The sequence below is a fragment of the Winogradskyella sp. genome (assembly GCF_965228925.1).
In the GTDB taxonomy this organism is placed as follows: Bacteria; Bacteroidota; Bacteroidia; order Flavobacteriales; family Flavobacteriaceae; genus Winogradskyella.
In genome coordinates this window covers 1,541,019-1,559,020 of the sequence record NZ_OZ245845.1, presented here as the reverse complement: position 1 = coordinate 1,559,020, position 18,002 = coordinate 1,541,019, and the positions used below count along the sequence as shown (strand labels likewise).

Sequence of the window (18,002 nt, the reverse complement as noted above, 5' to 3'; positions counted from 1 at the left end):
CTAAAGTTTTGTAGTAAGTATGGTAACTCCCTTAGATTTTAAATCCATGACGTCTCCCCATTTTACAGTTTCGCCAGTTATGATATTCTTAAGCGTTTTACCTTTTAATCCCATTTCCTCCTGATAATTGAGATCTATCGTGATAATGTCTTCATTCTTGTTCAGGATTAAAACAACGGTTTCATCACCTAATGTTCTATACATAAAGTAGGTACCGCTAAATGGTGCAAAGTGCACGGTTTTACCATCGTGTATAGCCTTGCTGTTTTTTCTGTAATTAAACAGTTTTGTTACAAAAGACTGCATGTCCTTTTGTGCTTCAGTAAGACCTTCACCTGAAAAAGCATTGACAGCATCGCCTTGCCAGCCGCCTGGAAAATCCGTTCTTACAAGGCCATGATCCCCTGGTTTTTCAAAATCATTCATCAAGATTTCAGTACCATAATACATCTGGATGATTCTAGGCATCATAGCATAGGTCGCTAATGCCATTTTGGTGTTTTCTATATCGCCATCCAATTGCGTGAAAATACGACTCATATCATGGTTATCCGGAAATATCAAAATGTCTTTTGGGCTTGGATAATGAAAATCGTTAGCTAAACCTTCATAAATTTTCACTAAGCCTTTATCCCATGATTCTTTTTCATTAAGACCCTCAACAACTTTGCGCTGCATCGCAAAATCCATTGTGGACCTTAGATTTGAATCGTAACCATCTTTGTTATTGGCGCCTTCTTGCCAATAGCCAATTAATAATGGGTTGTAACTCCATTCTTCTCCTACAATACTAAAGTTAGGATATTCGGTCATAATAGCTCCGGCCCAATCACTCATAAAATCTTTATCTGGATAGGGATAAGTGTCTTGACGAATACCATCTAACTGCGCCGTTTCAATCCACCATATACTATTCTGAATGATATATTTAGCCATAAAGGGATTACGCTGATTTAAATCGGGCATAGCGGCGACAAACCACCCCTCGTTATTGCCTTTTCTATCGGCTTCCGAAGCATAAATATCTTGATTGGTTGTACGCCTGTGATTAGAGTTGATGGTATAGGCATTGCCCCAATTTTCAATGTTTTCCTCATAGTTTTTCTGAAGATTTACCCAGTCTTTAAATGGTAAATCTTGCATCCACCAATGGTATAAGCCACAATGGTTTGCTACTTGATCCATAATAAGCTTCATACCTTTTTCCTTAAGCTTGGTAGATAAGTCTTTATATTCGTCTAGTGTTCCGAAACGCGGATCAATCTCATATAAATCTGTCACAGCATAACCATGATACGACCCTTGTTTCATATCATTAGTAAGAAGCGGCTGTGGCCAAACGGCCGTAAACCCTAAGTCATGGATATAATCTATATGATTAGTAACGCCAACGATGTCTCCACCATGTCTTGCATAATCATCTGTTCTATCTATAGTTCGTTCTAACATTGTTGGTTTTCCCTCGATACCCAATGGTGTGTCATTGGTGGTAATACCATTAACAAAGCGATCTGGAGTAATTAAATAGATCGCATCAGAACTATTGAAACCAACATAATCTTCAGCAGACTTTTCGCGATCCTTCAACTCATAAGTTTGTGTCAGCTCCGTTCCATCTGCTTGCTTAAACACAATATTGAATTTACCTGGCTTAGCCGCTTCCGAAACTTCTAAATCCAAGAACAAATAGTTAGGACTATCCGCAGTATGCACTTTAACTAGTGCTATTCCTGAATGTGAAATCTCTGGTGTCGCCCCGCCAATATTTGGATGCTTGACCAAAAGCTGTAGGTTTTGGTTTTTAAATCCGATCCACCAATGGGGTGGCTCTACTTTTTCAATATCATTAGCTTCCACCACTGGTTCGTTAGAAGCCTCCTCACCAGTGTTTGATGGTTGTTCTTTACAAGACATCGCAAAAACGAATAGAAATACGCTTAGAACTCTAAATAAATGTTTCATATTACTAATATTTTAATGTTCTTGATTTGGAGTCGTCCATCACGCTATACGGTCACTAAATTATTTGGCGAAATCCATATCGATTTTCCATTCACCATAATTTGTAAATCCTTATCGCCTTCCAATTCGAAGTGTGTATGGCCCTGACATACATTGACCTTAATGATTTGATGTCTAAAATTCACCTTGAAGGAATACGCTTCCCATTGTTTTGGAATTTTTGGTTCAAAGCTCAGTGTATTATTCTTAATGCGCATACCTCCAAAGCCCTCGACGATGCTCATCCATGTCCCTGCCATCGATGTAATATGCAAGCCCTCATGAACCTCATGGTTATAGTCATCTAAATCCAATCGCGATGTTCTTAAATAGAAGGTGTAAGCCTGTTCCATTCGATCTAATTTAGCGGCCTGAATACTGTGTACGCAAGGTGACAATGAGCTCTCATGAACCGTAAAAGGTTCATAAAAATCAAAATGACGTTCCAGTTCGTCGATACTGAAGTGATCCTCAAAGAAATAAAACCCTTGCAGCGTATCGGCTTGCTTTATATAAGGAGACCGCAAGATTCTATCCCACGACCATTTTTGGTTGATAGGTCGCTGTGATTTATCCAAATCGGAAACCGTAATTAATTCCTTATCTAAGAAACCATCTTGTTGCAGATAGACCTTGTGTTTTTCTGAATATGGAAAGAACATATTATCGGCCACCTTTTGCCAATCACTAATTTCAGCTTTCGATAATTTAGCTTTGTGCATAACACGTGTGTAATCTGTAGCATAATCTGATTGTACACGTGCAATATTCTCAATAGTATAATTGATACACCACTGCGCGATGTAGTTGGTATACCAATTGTTATTGACATTATTTTCATATTCATTAGGCCCCGTGACACCAAGTATGACATACTTATTTTTATCTGTGGAGAATGTTGCCCTTTGATGCCAAAAACGTGCAATAGCGATAAGCACCTCAAGCCCCATTTCCGGAACATAACTATAATCACCTGTATAACGATGGTAATTGAAAATAGCAAACGCAATAGCGCCATTTCTATGAATTTCCTCAAAGGTAATTTCCCACTCATTATGACATTCTTCACCGTTCATTGTGACCATTGGATATAATGCTGCTCCGTTAGTAAAGCCCAGTTTTTCGGCATTTTCAATGGCTTTTTCCAAATGCTTATACCTGTAGGTCAATAAGTTTCTAGCGACACTCTGATCTTTCGTCGCCATATAAAATGGAATGCAATAGGCTTCGGTATCCCAGTACGTACTGCCTCCATATTTTTCGCCAGTAAACCCTTTGGGTCCAATGTTTAATCGGGCATCGGTTCCTAAATAAGTTTGGTTTAAATGAAATATATTAAATCGAATGCCTTGCTGCGCCTTCACATCACCATCAATGGTGATATCCGCCATATCCCAAATCTTTGCCCATGCTCTTTTCTGATTGTCTAGCAAAGCTTCAAAACCAGAGGCCTTAGCTTTCTCTAAAACTTGCTTTGCCGCAGTGACCAGTTCGTATTTATCGTGGTTTCTATCAACAGTATAACCACCAAATTTATGCAAGGTATAGGTCTCATTTTGTTTAACGCTATAGCTATAACTAAATGCAGCACTATTAGAATCCGCACTAATATTCGGTTCTATGATCACGGATTTCCCATCAATAAATACTTGGGATTCCATGAACGTACAGGTGTAGAAATCCGTCTTCATGGTTTTGGCCTGGATAAATGCCTGATTGTTTTCGTGACTTACATTTAAGGTATCCCAAAACTTATCGTCCCAATTGGTGTCTTCGTTGGTAATTCCACTATCTATGTAAGGCCTGTAGGATATCGTTGCATCAGAGTTCAAAGGCTTAACTGAATAATTAATAGCCCCTAATTCGTCAATATCCAAGCTCAGAAAACGCTTTACCAAGACTTCTATCTGAATATCATTTTGAAGCGTTGCCACAAAACTTCTAGACAACCAACCTTCTTTCATATTGAGTTCTCTTTTAAAGTTTTCCACCTTTTTACAGGTGTGAAGATCTAGTGCTTCATCATTGATAAACACATTGATTCCTATCCAGTTTGGCGCATTGAGTACTTTTGCAAAATACTCTGGATAGCCATTTTTCCACCAGCCCACTCGCGTTTTATCTGGATAGTAAACTCCGGCAATATAACTGCCTTGAAAAGTAGGTCCTGAATATCTTTCTTCGAAATTTGCACGTTGCCCCATGGCACCGTTTCCAATACTGAATAAGCTTTCTGAAGCTTTTACATTGTCTGGATCAAATCCTTCTTCTAAGATCGACCAATCATTGGGTATGATATAATCTAAATTCATGTATATTTTAATTTGAAGACCGGATTAGGCCTTCTAAGTTTTAATTTTCAATTAATGATGTTATAAACTCATCCGAGATTTCAGTAAAATCCTTGAACACATATTTTGCGTGTCCTAAGACATCCGTACTGCCAATACCAATAGATATCATATTGGCTACATTTGCCGCCTCGACTCCAGCAACAGAGTCTTCAAAAACAATACAATCTTCTGGTTTTACCTCCAATTGTTTTGCTGCGATTAAAAAGACCTCTGGATCTGGTTTGGCTTTAGTTACGTCATTGCCATCTACGATAGCATGGAATGACGCTTTTAAATTAACGCGATCTAATATAGCTCTGGCATTCTTACTTGCCGAACCTAATGAGATGGCTTGCTCTTTCATCTTTAGAAGTTGGAGTACTCTTGGGACATCTGGTAAAATTTCGTCTTCATCCATTTTTGAAATATGGTTGAGATAATCTTCATTTTTCTCAGCCATCAATGCCTTAAATTGATCTTCAGAAATCGTTTTATTTCCCCAAGACAGAATCTTCTCCAAAGATTTAACACGACTAACACCTTTAAGTTGTTCGTTTTCCTCTTCGGTAAAGTCTATATCTAGACTATTTGCTAGTTTCTTCCACGCCAAAAAGTGGTATTTAGCGGTATCTACAATGACACCGTCCAAATCGAATATAAAGCCTTTTTTAGTCATTTAAACTTAATTATCTATAGAGGCTACTGCCTCATCATCAACATCTTTTACTCTAGAAACTAGGAGCGCTGCAATAATAAATGACACTCCACTTAACACTAATGCAAAAATGGGCTTGTCATTGTAGAGATACTTTACCATAGGACCACCTACTAGGGCATTCAAAATCTGAGGTAATACAATGAAAAAATTGAAAATCCCCATATAAACGCCCATTTTTCGGGCAGGTATAGAACCTGCTAATATTGCATAAGGCATAGCAAGTATACTCGCCCATGCGATTCCAACTCCAACCATTGAAAGGATAAGCCAATTTTTATCGGGTAAGACATACAAAGATAATAATCCTATTGCACCAATAACAAGCGATATAGAATGTGTTTTCTTACGCCCAACCTTTTTTGCTATTGCGGGCAGGAAAAAGGCATATACTGCCGAAACTGCATTATAAACACCAAATAAAATACCGACCCAATCTCCAGCATCTTGAAATCCTTTACTATGGGTATCTGTTATATCTAGACCATATATATGAGAGGCAATCGCTGGTGTAGCAAAAACCCACATCCCAAAAAGTCCAAACCAAGAAAAGAATTGTACCCATGCCAATTGACGCATAGTATCGGGCATTTTAGCAAAGTCAGTAAAAATATTCATCAAACTTGATGACTCTTCTTCCTCAACTTCTTCTCCCGAAGCAGCATGAATTAAAGCCATTTCTTCCGGCGAATACTCTTTCGTTGTAGTCACCGTTACTAAAATACTTCCAATCAATACTGCAGCTCCTATAAAGAATGACCATAATAAATTTAATGGAACTTCCCCAACTGCAGCCTCATTGGCTACACCAAACCAATTTGCCAATACATAAGGCAGCCAAGAACCTATTACCGCTCCTACTCCAATTAAAATGGTTTGCACACTAAAGCCTAAGGTTCTTTGATCAGATGGTAAAACATCTGCCACCAAGGCTCTAAATGGCTCCATGGCGACGTTAAACGAAGCATCCATTATCATTAACATCCCAGCTCCTACCCAAAGTGCAGGCATGTAAGCTGTGAACATATCCGAATTTGGCATTAAGATTAGACCGATAGAAGCTAAAATCGCGCCTACCAAAAAATAAGGCCTACGTCTACCAAGTCTTGTCCATGTCTTATCGCTGTAATGCCCAATTATAGGCTGAACAATCAATCCTGTTAATGGAGCAACGATCCAAAACCAAGACAGCTCATGGACATCAGCACCAAAAATTTGGAGTATTCTACTAGCGTTAGCATTTTGAAGGGCAAAACCCATTTGAACTCCCAAAAAACCGAAACTTAGGTTCCAGATTTCCCAGAAACTTAATCTACGCTTTTGCATAATAGTATGTTTAAATTAATACTATTCTGACAAGCAACGCTTATCAAAACCTATGTAAAGAAGTGAAAATATAAGTTTTGATTTCGGCGATAAAGATATAAAAGATTTTAAAATGGCAATGTTAAATTTCTATTTGGTGGATTCGCGTTCTACCAAATCCGTGGCAATAATGATGGTTTGAAATTCTTCTTCTTCAGTATCAATTTCATTCTCCAATTTGTCGATAAGCAGGTCTGCTGCACGTTCCCCCATCTGCTGCGCATGCTGGCTAACCGTCGTTAAGCTTGGTGTAGCGTGTTTGGATAAGACCCCATCCGTAAAGCCGATAACCTGTATATCATCGGGTATATTTAAACCCAGCTTTCGAGCTACTTTCATCGCTGAAAGCGCATAAAGTTCATTAACGGCAAAAACACCATCTATATCCTTATTGGATTTAAAAAGCTGTTCGATCTCCTGCTCAAGGGTATCTAAGCGCGATTCAAAGTCTAAGGTATCATCGATCTTAAGGATAAGCTCTGCCTTAGGCATTATTTTATGATCTTGCAAAGCTTCGAGATAACCTTGCGTTCGCAATTTACCAACACTGACGTAATCTTTAGTTGTAATCAGAGCAATCGCTTTACAGCCATTGTGCACTAGTTTTTCTACGGCATTTTTGGCACCGTTTAAATCATCCACAATAACTTTATCGCACTTAATTTCGGACACAACGCGATCGAACATCACTATGGGCATACCTTGGCTCATCGTCTCATTAAAATGATGAAAATCTTGTAGTTGTTGTGTTTCTTTAGAAATCGATAAAATAAATCCATCGATACTACCGTTGGCTAGCATTTCCATATTTATGACCTCCTTCGAAAACGACTCATTCGACAAGCCTACAATGACGTTATACCCTCTATTATTGGCCACCAATTCTACACCACGAATTACCTTTGAAAAGAAATGGTGTACAATTTCAGGTATGATAATGCCAATAGTATTGGTTTTGCGGTTTTTGAGACTTAATGCAATATTATTGGGCCTGTAGTTGTATAATTTGGCAAAGGCCTGAACTTTTTGCTTGGTATCATCACTAATTTCCGGGCTGTTTCTCAAGGCTTTAGATACTGTAGAAATAGAAACATCAAGTTCCTTAGCAATTTGTTTGAGGGTTATTTTTCGCTTCATATTCGCTTAACACTAGACAGATAATTAACGAATATAAGTCAAATTTAACATAAGCGGAATTTTTGACTTCACAATTTTAACAGCGGTAAATTGACAATATCTCATTTTTTTGCTAAATTTAAGATGCTATGATTAATCTTCAAAAAGTTTTTAACACGAAAACGTTTTCGTGATTTTCGTCACAGATTTTAACATAAATTTTACATAGATTTAACCCGAGAAGTGAAAATATAGATCAATTAACTAAGCAATTAATTTAAAATTATTGTATGAAAACATTCTTAAATGCTGTATTACTCTGTTTAATTATGATACCTGCAACCCTATTAGCTCAAACAACGGTTACAGGTACGGTTACAGACAAGGCAGACGCTATGCCTTTACCAGGTGTTAATATCGTGGTAAAGGGGACTTCTAGAGGTGCATCAACAGATTTTGATGGTAAATACTCCATAGAAGTCGAACAAGGAGAAATCATAGTGGTTTCTTATGTGGGGTACAGAACCCAAGAAATTATTTTTGATGGACAAACTACGATCGATGTTGCACTCGAAGAAGATGCAGCGCAATTAGACGAGGTAGTACTTATCGGTTATGGTTCTACGACCAAGCAAGATGCCACAGGTGCTGTGGAAAAGGTCGGTGATGAGGATTTTAACCGCGGTGCAATCGTCGCTCCTCAACAACTTATTGCTGGTAAAGCCGCAGGTGTACGTGTAACTACAGGTGGTGGTGCTGCCGGTGAAGGTGGTGAGATTAGAATTCGTGGTGGCGCTTCGTTAACGGCATCAAACGATCCGTTAATTGTTGTGGACGGTTTACCAATCGACCAACGTGGTGGTGCTCAAGGTACACGAAATGCCTTAAATGCCATTAACCCTGCTGATATCGAAGATTTTGTCGTGCTTAAAGATGCATCAGCTACTGCGATTTATGGATCTCGTGCTTCCAATGGTGTTATTTTAATTACCACTAAAAAAGGTCGTGCAAACCAACCTTTACAATTCGAATATAGCTTACAAGCTTCTACACGCCGCGTGGCTAACACCTTAGATGTATTGAGCGCAGCCCAATACCGAAATGTGGTTACAGAAAACGGTGGTGATACCTCTACCTTTGGCAATGCAAATACCGATTGGCAGGATGCTATTTACAGAACTGCTGTAGGCGCTATTCATAACATAACGGCTACCAAAGGTTACGAAAATTTTAATTTCCGTGTGAATTTCAACCATGCGTCACAACAGGGACCGTTAATCAACGATTTGTATGAGCGTACCGGTTTTAACACCTCTTTCGAACATCGTTTCTTAGATAACGACTTAAAGATAACGGTCGTGGCTAGAGGAACACAAGACGAATTTAGATATGCCGATCAAGGCGCTATCGGAGCTGCTGTACGATTTGACCCTACGCAGCCAGTTCGAGACGCTGACGGTAACTTTACACAGTATTTTACGGCTGGTAGTTTACCTCCTATCAATCCTGTTTTCACACTGGAGAACGTCGAGGATCGCCAGACGGTTCAACGTTTTATAGGTAACTTTGTGCTTGATTATAAATTCTGGTTTTTAAAGGATTTAAAATTGACCGTTAGTACGGGAATTGACTATGCAGAAAACGACGGATTTAGATTTGCTCCTGCAAATCCTAATGTAGATGGGGAATTTGACTTTAACGGAACTTCCCAAGGTTTAAATAGAAACACCTCTTTAGATTTCTTATTAAATTATAAAACCAACATTGAATCCTTAGATACAGAAATTGATTTAACTGCTGGTCATGCTTTCCAAGAATTCTATGTAAGATCGGATGTCGATAACGTTCAAGGTCCTGAGATTCTTGATGACACCACAATTCGAAGAAACAACTTGTTATCTTATTTTGCTAGAGCAAGTTTTGATATCTCTGATCGCTATTTAATTTCCGCAATCATCAGACGAGATGCTTCATCGCGTTTTAGTGAAGATAACCGTGTGGGTTATTTCCCTGGTATTAATGTCGGTTGGAAAATTACAAATGAAGCTTGGATGGAAGACTCTTTCTTCTCTAATTTAAAACTTAGAGGTGGATATGGTGTAACTGGTAACCAAGAGTTGGGTGATCTTAACTATGGCTTCCTCGGATTATATACGCCATCCATTAACAATCAGGCCAATATTCAATTCGGAACTACGGTCAATGGCGACCCTATTTTCATAAGAACTTTAAGACCTGAAGGTTTCGATGAAAACCTAACTTGGGAGGAAACCGACCAATATAACGTTGGTCTTGACTTTGGATTTTTCAATAACCGACTGTCAGGAAGTATTGATGCTTATTATAGAGAAACTAATAATCTCTTAGCTACAGTACCTGTTCCAGCAGGATCAAATTTAACGGATTTATTGACCACGAATGTTGGGGAATTGACAAGTAGAGGTATAGAAATTGCGTTAAACGGACTTATCGTTCAAAATGACAACTTTAGTTGGGATTCTAATTTTAATGTGACGTTTCAAGATCAAGAAATTACGAAACTTAGTTTGAGTGATGATCCTAATTTCTTTATTAATACCGGAGACATCAATGGTGGTGTAGGTAACAATATTCAAATTTTAAAGCCAGGCTTTGACCCTACAACATTCTTCGTGTTCCGTCAAGTTTATGACAATGATGGCAACCCGATTGAAGGCGCGTATGTCGATGTCAATGGTGATAACCAAATTACAGAAGCTGATAGACAACCTTATAAAAAAGCGACACCAGACGCCTTTATAGGTTGGACGAATAACTTCCGCTACAAGGATTTTGACTTGAATTTCACTTTTAGAGGAAGTTTCGGGAATTATGTCTACAATAATAACGCTTCAGATACGGGTAACCTTAATGCTATTACCAATCAACCAGGTTATTTGGCTAATGGTAATGCAAGCTTTTTGGACACAGGTTTTCAAAATCAACAGCTCTTCTCTGATTATTATATAGAGCGTGCAGACTTTGTGAGACTAGACAACATTTCGTTGGGCTATACCATTCCTTTCGAAAAAGTAACACTAAGAGCGTCCTTAACAGGAACTAACCTCTTCGTTATTACAGAATATGACGGACTTGACCCAGAAATTGGCGATGGAAGAGAACGAAACTTCTATCCTAGAACGCGGGATATTGTATTAGGATTAAACTTTACATTCTAGAAAAAAATGAGAAAAATTAATATAAATAACAAAGCTATGATGAAAAGAACGATTAAAACGGTTCTGGTGCTGTTTACGTTGGTGTTCTTTATGAACTCTTGCGAAGATAGACTCAACTTAGAACCAGAAGATGAGCGCCTTACGGCTGAAGCCGCTTTTGAAGATCCGGAAGCTTACAGAGAGTTTTTGGCTAAGATTTATGCAGGTATTTCTTTAAGTGGTCAGCAAGGTCCTGCTGGACAACCTGACTTAGCAGGTTTAGATGAAGGGTTTTCCAATTATTTACGTTTATACTGGAAAATGCAGCAATTAACGTCGGATGAGGCCTTGATTGCTTGGAATGATGGTACCATTCAAGATTTACATAAGCAAGTCTGGACATCAGGTAATGAATTTATCAGAACCATGTACACACGACTCATGTATCAGGTAGCTTTAACCAACGAATTTTTGCGTCAAACGACTGATGCTAAATTAGATGGTAGAGGCGTTGATGCTGATTTAAGAGCCGAAATTCAGGTATTCAGAGCGGAGACCCGCTTTATGAGAGCCCTCTCTTATTGGCATTTGTTGGATTTATTTGGAAATCCACCATTTGTCACTGAGAATGATCCCATTGGTGCTTTTTTACCGCCACAAATACAACGCGCAGATTTATTCGCATTTGTAGAAAGTGAATTACTGGATATTTTAAACACCATGGTTGATCCAAGACAAAATGATTATGGTCGTGCCGACCGTGCGGCAGCTTGGATGCTATTAGCTAAACTTTACCTAAATGCTGAAGTTTACACTGGCTCTGCACGATATAGTGATGCCCTTACCTATGTTAATAATGTGATTAGTTCTGGTTACATTATACCAGATACACCTTATTTTTATTCGTTCTTAGCGGATAATGATTCCAACGGTGCTCAGAACGAGGTTATTTTTACCATTCCTTTTGATGGTCTAAGAACTCAAGTTTTTGGTGGTATGACGTTCTTAACGCATGCTCCAGTAGGTGGAACTATGAATGATGTGGCAGGTCCCTTCTTCGGAATTGCCAGTGGAGGTTGGTTTGGTGTTAGAACCTTACCTAATTTCGTTGAGCGTTTCCCTGGTGAAGCTAACTCTGCTGATGGTAGAGCTTTAATATGGACAGATGGTCAAAACAAAGACGTTATGGATGTGAGTACTTTCACAGACGGTTATGGTATTTTTAAATATCGCAATGTCGATGTAGATGGTAATCCTGGTTCTGATCCTTCTGGAGATCATGTTGATATCGACTTCCCAATGTTTAGATTAGCTGATGCTTATTTAATGTATGCTGAAATTGTGGCGCGTGGTGCTGGTGGTGACATGGGTACAGCCGTTGGTTACATTAATGAACTAAGAGAACGCGCTTATGGCAATACTTCAGGAAACATTAATGCTTCTGATTTGACTTTGGATTTTATACTTGACGAACGCTCAAGAGAATTATACTGGGAGGCACACAGACGTACCGATTTAATTCGCTTTAATCAATTCTCAGATAGTGGTATCTGGCAATGGAAAGGGAATGTACAACAAGGTACAACTACAGAGGCCTTTAGAGATCTTATGCCAATTCCAGAAACGGATCTAAGTGTTAATACCAATTTAGAGCAAAACACAGGATACTAAACAAGTTTAATAATTATGAAAACATTAAAATATTTTAAATACTTAATTGTCGTTAGTCTTCTCGTCGGCCTTGGGGTGTCATCATGTGATGGCCCAGATCCCGAATTTTTTGCGGAAGAATCGACTCCGATTGTTCTTGAGGACTTGAATATAAATCTCATTGTGATTGACGGTTCCAATCCTGATAACCCAGGGGTGACCTTCAATTGGAACAACGGAGATTTTAATCAAGCTGTTGCAGAAGGCTATTCTGTTGAGTTTTCATCTGCCGCTGATTTTTCAAACCCTATAGAAGCGACGAGTACTCTTGGTACAAGTACGGTTACTATGTCGATGAGCCAACTTAATAGCTCTGCAGGTGCTATAGGTCTTAATCCATTAGTCGAAGGCACCATATATGCTAGAGTGATTGCATCCTTGGGTGTCCAAAACGAACTTGCTGTGACTTCCAATGTTATTAGTTTTGTTGTCGTACCATTCTTCAACTATACTTTCGAGGATTATTACATTGTAGGTAATGGTACGATGGCGGACTGGAATAACAATAATAACAATCCTCCTTTATTTAGGGATGGTACCGATAGTAATCTATACACCTATACAGGATTCTTTACGAAAGGTGGAGGTGCTCTAACAGACGGTCGCTTTAAAGTTCTCGAAGTAAGAGGGCAATGGCAACCTCAGTGGGGCAGCTCATATCCCGATGGTAGTGACCCTATAGAAACTGCTGGTGGTATTGCTGGTAACCCTCCAGGTGTTGATGGTGGGGATCCAGGTCGCTTTGGAGTTGAGGCCGATGGTTTTTACACCTTTACTATTGACTTTGGTGCATCGACTTACTCCATAGTACCTTTTAATGCTAGTGGGGCTACAGATTTTACAAGTATGACTCTACAGGGTTCAGGTGTTTCTGGAGGTACTGCAATGACGCAATCTTCTTTTGATACCCATATATGGTACATTAATAGCGTAAGCTTAGTCCCTGGTGAATTGCAATTCTCTACCAACACAGGGTCAACTTGGGCTGGTACAACTGCTTTCTCTGGTCGCGCTACTGAGGGTAGTGATACTATCCCTGTTGTTGTTGAAGATGATTACGAAGTTTGGTTTAATGACCTGACTGGAGATTATATCATGATTCCCCTAAACCTTTAAAATAAATGACTATGAAAAATAAATTAAATAGATTTATAGGAATCTTCATTCTGGCACTGGCGACCATAGTCTTAGCCTGTGATGAAGATGAGACAGTAAATATTATAGAACCTGAAGCTGGGTTTATTTTAGAACAATCCTCAGCTTCTAATGTACTCTTAAATTTCGGTCTTCCAGATAACCCTGCCTTTACAGTAACCTGGAGTGATGCCGTTACCGGTAGTGCAAGCTATGATATAGAAATGGATATCAGTACTGATTTTACGAGTCCAATAACCTTAGGAAGTTCTAGTACAAATTCATTTTCAATAAGTGTTATGGATTTAAATTCCGCAATTAATTCAACCGGAACTACAAATTTTGACAACTTAGATGTTTATATAAGAGCTCTAGCGGGAGGTTCAATAAGTAATTCAGTCGCTTATACTGTTACCGCTTATCCTACTGAAGGTATTACCATAACAGCACCTTCAAATAGTGATAGTTTTGTGCTATCCATAGACTCTGTAGATGACGTTGTTTTAGATATGCAATGGGCAGATGCTTTACCAGAAGCTATAGGAAGTGTTGATTATGTTGTAGAATCGGCCTTAGCGGGTACTGATTTCGCAACAATTGTAAATATTGGTAGCGGAACTGACATTCAATCACTCGAGTTAACGCACTCTGATCTTAATGCAGTAGCATTAGGGCTTGGGCTTATGGCCGATACGGCTGGTGATGTGGATATAAGAATTAGAGCAACGACTACTAATTCTAATAACGATGTATTAGAACGTGTAAGTGAAACAGTGACTATTAGTATCACACCTTACTCAGTAAGCTTTCCAGCCCTCTATTTAGTGGGTGATGCCACAACTCCAGGCTGGAACAACAATAACAATAATACAGCGATCTTCAGAAATCAAGATGTTCCTAACAACTATGTTTACACAGGCTACTTCAATGCTGGTGCCTTCAAACTTTTAGAAGTTCTAGGACAGTGGCAACCACAATGGGGTACCAATGATGGTTCTACTTTAGCTGTTAACCCTGGAGGAGGTTCTGATCCTGGAACATTCAATGTTTCTGCTGCAGGTTATTACACCTATGATTTTACCGTTGTTGGTGAAGGTGGAAGCTTTACGGTAACACCTTTCGATGCATCTTCCGCTCCGCTTTATAATACTATTGGTGTTATAGGTCAAGCGATTGGCGGCTGGGGAGACGGTGACGAAATTGAACTCACCCAAGATGCTAACAACCCGCACTTATGGTATGCCTTTGGTGTTAACTTTACCAATGGTGATGAATTCTTGATTCGTCCAAACGATGATTGGGGTAATGGTGTTTGGCGCTATACAGGTTCTAGTGAACTCTATGGCCAAGCTAATTTGGCCGGCGGTGGAGATAACTTCCCATTTACCGGTCCAACTGGCTCATACGATGTATGGTTCAATGACTTAGACGGTAGATACGTTATTATTCCTAACTAATACATATTGTTATATTCAAAAAAGGCTGTTTAGATTAAACAGCCTTTTTATTTAAAAATTAAAACTATGAAAAAAATTACACTAGTTATCGCAATATTTGCTGCTCTAGTCGCTACTGCCCAGCAGCAAACGGTGCAATTTGAAGTAGATCCCTGCTCATTCTCTGATAGCGACGATATTACCATAACATTTTTAGGCAGTAGTATTGATGAAGCCGCTTGGGGCGTCACCAATAACGAACTCTTTTTATGGTCTTGGTCTTTTGATGAAAATGATGCCAACCAGATGGATTCCCCATTTAATGGGTCTTGGAACAATTCGAACCCTGCTAGTCAATTAACTTACAACATTGGGCCAGATACTTATACAATCACCTTGAATCCAAACGGTTATTTTCAGCGCAGTAATATTGGGCGCATTGGTTTTTTAATCAAAGCTCAAAATGGTACTGGGGACAAAAAATCTCAAGACATTTTGGTTGAAGTCGGGGAATCTTCATTTTCCGTATTTTTAGATGCACCTTTAGAAAATTCGTTTATTATTAGTTCTGGAGACAATGTTACCATTGACGCATCTAATACCTGTGGTAATGCAAACTATGTACTCAAAGCTAACGGTGTTACCGTAGACACACAGTCCAATACGGCATCTTATAGCTATACGGCGAATAACGTTACCGAAACCACCTCTTTTGCATTGGAAGTGTCGCAAGGACCAGATACTCGGGTATTAGGGATTACCGCCTTGTTAAATCCTAACATAAGTCCACAAACTATACCAGCCGATCTTGTCGATGGTATTAATTACGACGACAACGATCCTACAAGAGCTACCTTGGTATTGGATGCCCCTTTAAAGGACTATGTTTACGTTGCTGGTAGTTTTAACGACTATTCTCCAGACAATACCTATGCCATGATTAAGGATAATACGCCGAACTCCACAAAATTTTTCTTGGAGCTTACCAACTTGACGCCAGGGGAATTAAACACCTATCAGTATTGGGTAGTCGATGAAACCCCACCAGCTAACTCTCCAACATTAGTGAAAGCTGCTGATCCTTACTCCACGTTAATATTGTCATCTTTTGATGACCCGTTCATCCCTACATCGACCTATCCTAATTTACCGGCGTTCCCTGACAGAGCTGAATTTGAGGTTACTATACTTCAAACGGGACAAACTCCCTATAATTGGCAAGTTCAAAATTTTAATAAGCCTAAAAAAGAAGACCTCATCGTTTACGAAGTCCTCGTTCGCGACTTTGATGCGGATAGAAACTACCAAGACTTGATCGATAGGATTGACTATTTCAAAAACTTAAATATCAATGCCATTCATTTAATGCCAGTTATGGAGTTTGAAGGTAACGAGAGTTGGGGTTATAACACCTCATACCATATGGCACTTGATAAATTTTATGGCACCGAAGATAAACTTCGCGAGCTCATTGATCTTTGCCATCAAAACGGTATCGCCGTTATTTTAGATGTTGTTCTCAACCATGCTTTTGGGCGTTCGCCAATGGTAAGAATGTGGATGAGTGACTCAGATGGTAATGGTTTTGGCGATCCAACATCCGATAATCCTTATTTCCATACAGTACCCCAGCATGACTACAATGTAGGTTACGATTACAACCATCAAAATGATAGAGTTAAAAACTACGTAAAGCGTGTGATTAAACATTGGATTGAAGACTTTAAAATTGATGGTTTCCGTTGGGACCTTACCAAAGGATTTACCAATAATTGTGGCCCAGGTTCACCTGGTGGATGTACCGATAGCTACCAACAAGATCGGGTTGATGTCTTAAAGGAATATACAGATTACGCTTGGTCTTTAGACCCAACCCACTACACAATTTTTGAGCACCTTGGCCCAGATAACGAAGAACAACAATGGGCCAACCACAGAGTAAATGAAGGTTTAGGAGTGATGATGTGGGGTAAATTGACTAGCGAGTACAATGAATTGACCATGGGACAAGGTGGCAATAAGAATTTCAATAGAATGGGACACGTGAGCAGAGGATTTTCGGAGCCACGCTTACTTGGGTACGCCGAAAGTCATGATGAAGAGCGTCTTATGTATAACAATGTCACTTTTGGTAATAGTTCTAACGCCTCACATAATGTTCAAAACTTAAATACAGCATTGTCGCGAATGTCTGCACTTGGTGCTATTTCTGTTTTAATTCCTGGGCCAAAAATGATCTGGCATTTTGGGGATTTGGGCATGGATAATTCTATATGGACCTGTGGTGACGGTACTACGGTTTCCATTGGTGATGATGGTTGTAAACTAGCTACAAAACCACAACCACAATGGGCAGAAAATTGGCTAAGTGATGCACTAAGGAGTCAAATCTATGAGGATTGGTCAAAAATGCATAAGTTGAAAATTGAAGAGCCCGTTTTTGAAGGTGACTATGCCATAACCTCTGGCGATTTTACCCCAAGGATTGATATTTTCGATACGTCTATTCCTACGACCCAGTTAAGAAATGTTATTGTGTATGCTAATTTTGACGTTACGACTCAAAACATATTCACCAATTTTCCAAATGGTGTGACAAGTACTTGGTACGACCTCATGGATCCAACGGGAACAACAACGATTGCCAATGGTACTCCATTTCTTTCGCTAGCACCTGGGGAGTTCAGAATCTTCGGAAATCAACCTTCAAGCGTTCTTAGTGTAGACGATGAAACCTTCAGTACTTTTACAATTTATCCAAATCCTTCGCGCACATCATTTAGTGTTAACACCAATGTTTCGGATGTTGAAATCTATGATCTCACAGGTAAATTGATAAAAGCCTACAGCGGTGATTTTACACGAACAGACACCTTTGATATTTCTAGTCTTAATACGGGAATGTATATCGTAAGAGTTGAAAACGACAATAACCAAACAATGACCACTAAGTTAGTCAAGCTTTAATTATTAAGTGTTATTTGAGCAAAAAGAGCTTCTCGATGAGAGGCTCTTT

At 39.2% G+C, this 18,002-nt stretch carries 10 protein-coding genes; 5 read left to right on the top strand and 5 right to left on the bottom strand.

Annotation, left to right across the window (positions count from 1 at the left end; all coding sequences use genetic code 11):
* The 5 genes from ACO052_RS06435 to ACO052_RS06415 all read right to left on the bottom strand — a co-directional run bounded on the left by ACO052_RS06435 (nt 1) and on the right by ACO052_RS06415 (nt 7,551).
* Nucleotides 1-1,962, bottom strand: a complete 1,962-nt coding sequence (locus tag ACO052_RS06435; RefSeq protein WP_422107182.1) for a glycoside hydrolase family 13 protein — start codon at nt 1,960-1,962, stop codon at nt 1-3.
* A 44-nt stretch (nt 1,963-2,006) separates the two neighbouring features.
* Nucleotides 2,007-4,313 carry a glycoside hydrolase family 65 protein gene (locus ACO052_RS06430; RefSeq protein ID WP_422107181.1) on the bottom strand — a complete coding sequence of 769 codons (2,307 nt, stop codon included), beginning with the start codon at nt 4,311-4,313 and terminating at the stop codon, nt 2,007-2,009.
* Between the two features lie 40 nt (nt 4,314-4,353).
* Nucleotides 4,354-5,010, bottom strand: a complete 657-nt coding sequence (pgmB, locus tag ACO052_RS06425) for a beta-phosphoglucomutase (RefSeq protein WP_422107180.1) — start codon at nt 5,008-5,010, stop codon at nt 4,354-4,356.
* 6 nt (nt 5,011-5,016) lie between these two features.
* On the bottom strand, nt 5,017-6,375 hold the full coding sequence (locus ACO052_RS06420) for an MFS transporter (protein WP_422107179.1): 1,359 nt from the start codon (nt 6,373-6,375) through the stop codon (nt 5,017-5,019).
* A 129-nt stretch (nt 6,376-6,504) separates the two neighbouring features.
* Nucleotides 6,505-7,551 (bottom strand): LacI family DNA-binding transcriptional regulator, encoded by a 1,047-nt coding sequence (locus ACO052_RS06415; protein ID WP_422107178.1) that lies wholly within the window; start codon nt 7,549-7,551, stop codon nt 6,505-6,507.
* A gap of 269 nt (nt 7,552-7,820) precedes the next feature.
* Here ACO052_RS06415 and ACO052_RS06410 point away from each other — a divergent pair, with 269 nt between their 5' ends.
* The 5 genes from ACO052_RS06410 (at nt 7,821) to ACO052_RS06390 (ending at nt 17,953) form a co-directional block, all read left to right on the top strand.
* Nucleotides 7,821-10,727 carry a SusC/RagA family TonB-linked outer membrane protein gene (locus tag ACO052_RS06410; RefSeq protein ID WP_422107177.1) on the top strand — a complete coding sequence of 969 codons (2,907 nt, stop codon included), beginning with the start codon at nt 7,821-7,823 and terminating at the stop codon, nt 10,725-10,727.
* A 39-nt stretch (nt 10,728-10,766) separates the two neighbouring features.
* Nucleotides 10,767-12,377, top strand: a complete 1,611-nt coding sequence (locus ACO052_RS06405) for a RagB/SusD family nutrient uptake outer membrane protein (RefSeq protein WP_422108049.1) — start codon at nt 10,767-10,769, stop codon at nt 12,375-12,377.
* A 15-nt stretch (nt 12,378-12,392) separates the two neighbouring features.
* Nucleotides 12,393-13,532, top strand: a complete 1,140-nt coding sequence (locus ACO052_RS06400; RefSeq protein ID WP_422107176.1) for a SusE domain-containing protein — start codon at nt 12,393-12,395, stop codon at nt 13,530-13,532.
* A gap of 11 nt (nt 13,533-13,543) precedes the next feature.
* Nucleotides 13,544-15,007, top strand: a complete 1,464-nt coding sequence (locus ACO052_RS06395) for a SusE domain-containing protein (RefSeq protein WP_422107175.1) — start codon at nt 13,544-13,546, stop codon at nt 15,005-15,007.
* A 66-nt stretch (nt 15,008-15,073) separates the two neighbouring features.
* A complete protein-coding gene (locus tag ACO052_RS06390; RefSeq protein ID WP_422107174.1) occupies nt 15,074-17,953 on the top strand; it encodes an alpha-amylase family glycosyl hydrolase in 2,880 nt (959 codons plus the stop codon).
* Nucleotides 17,954-18,002: the final 49 nt, after the last annotated feature.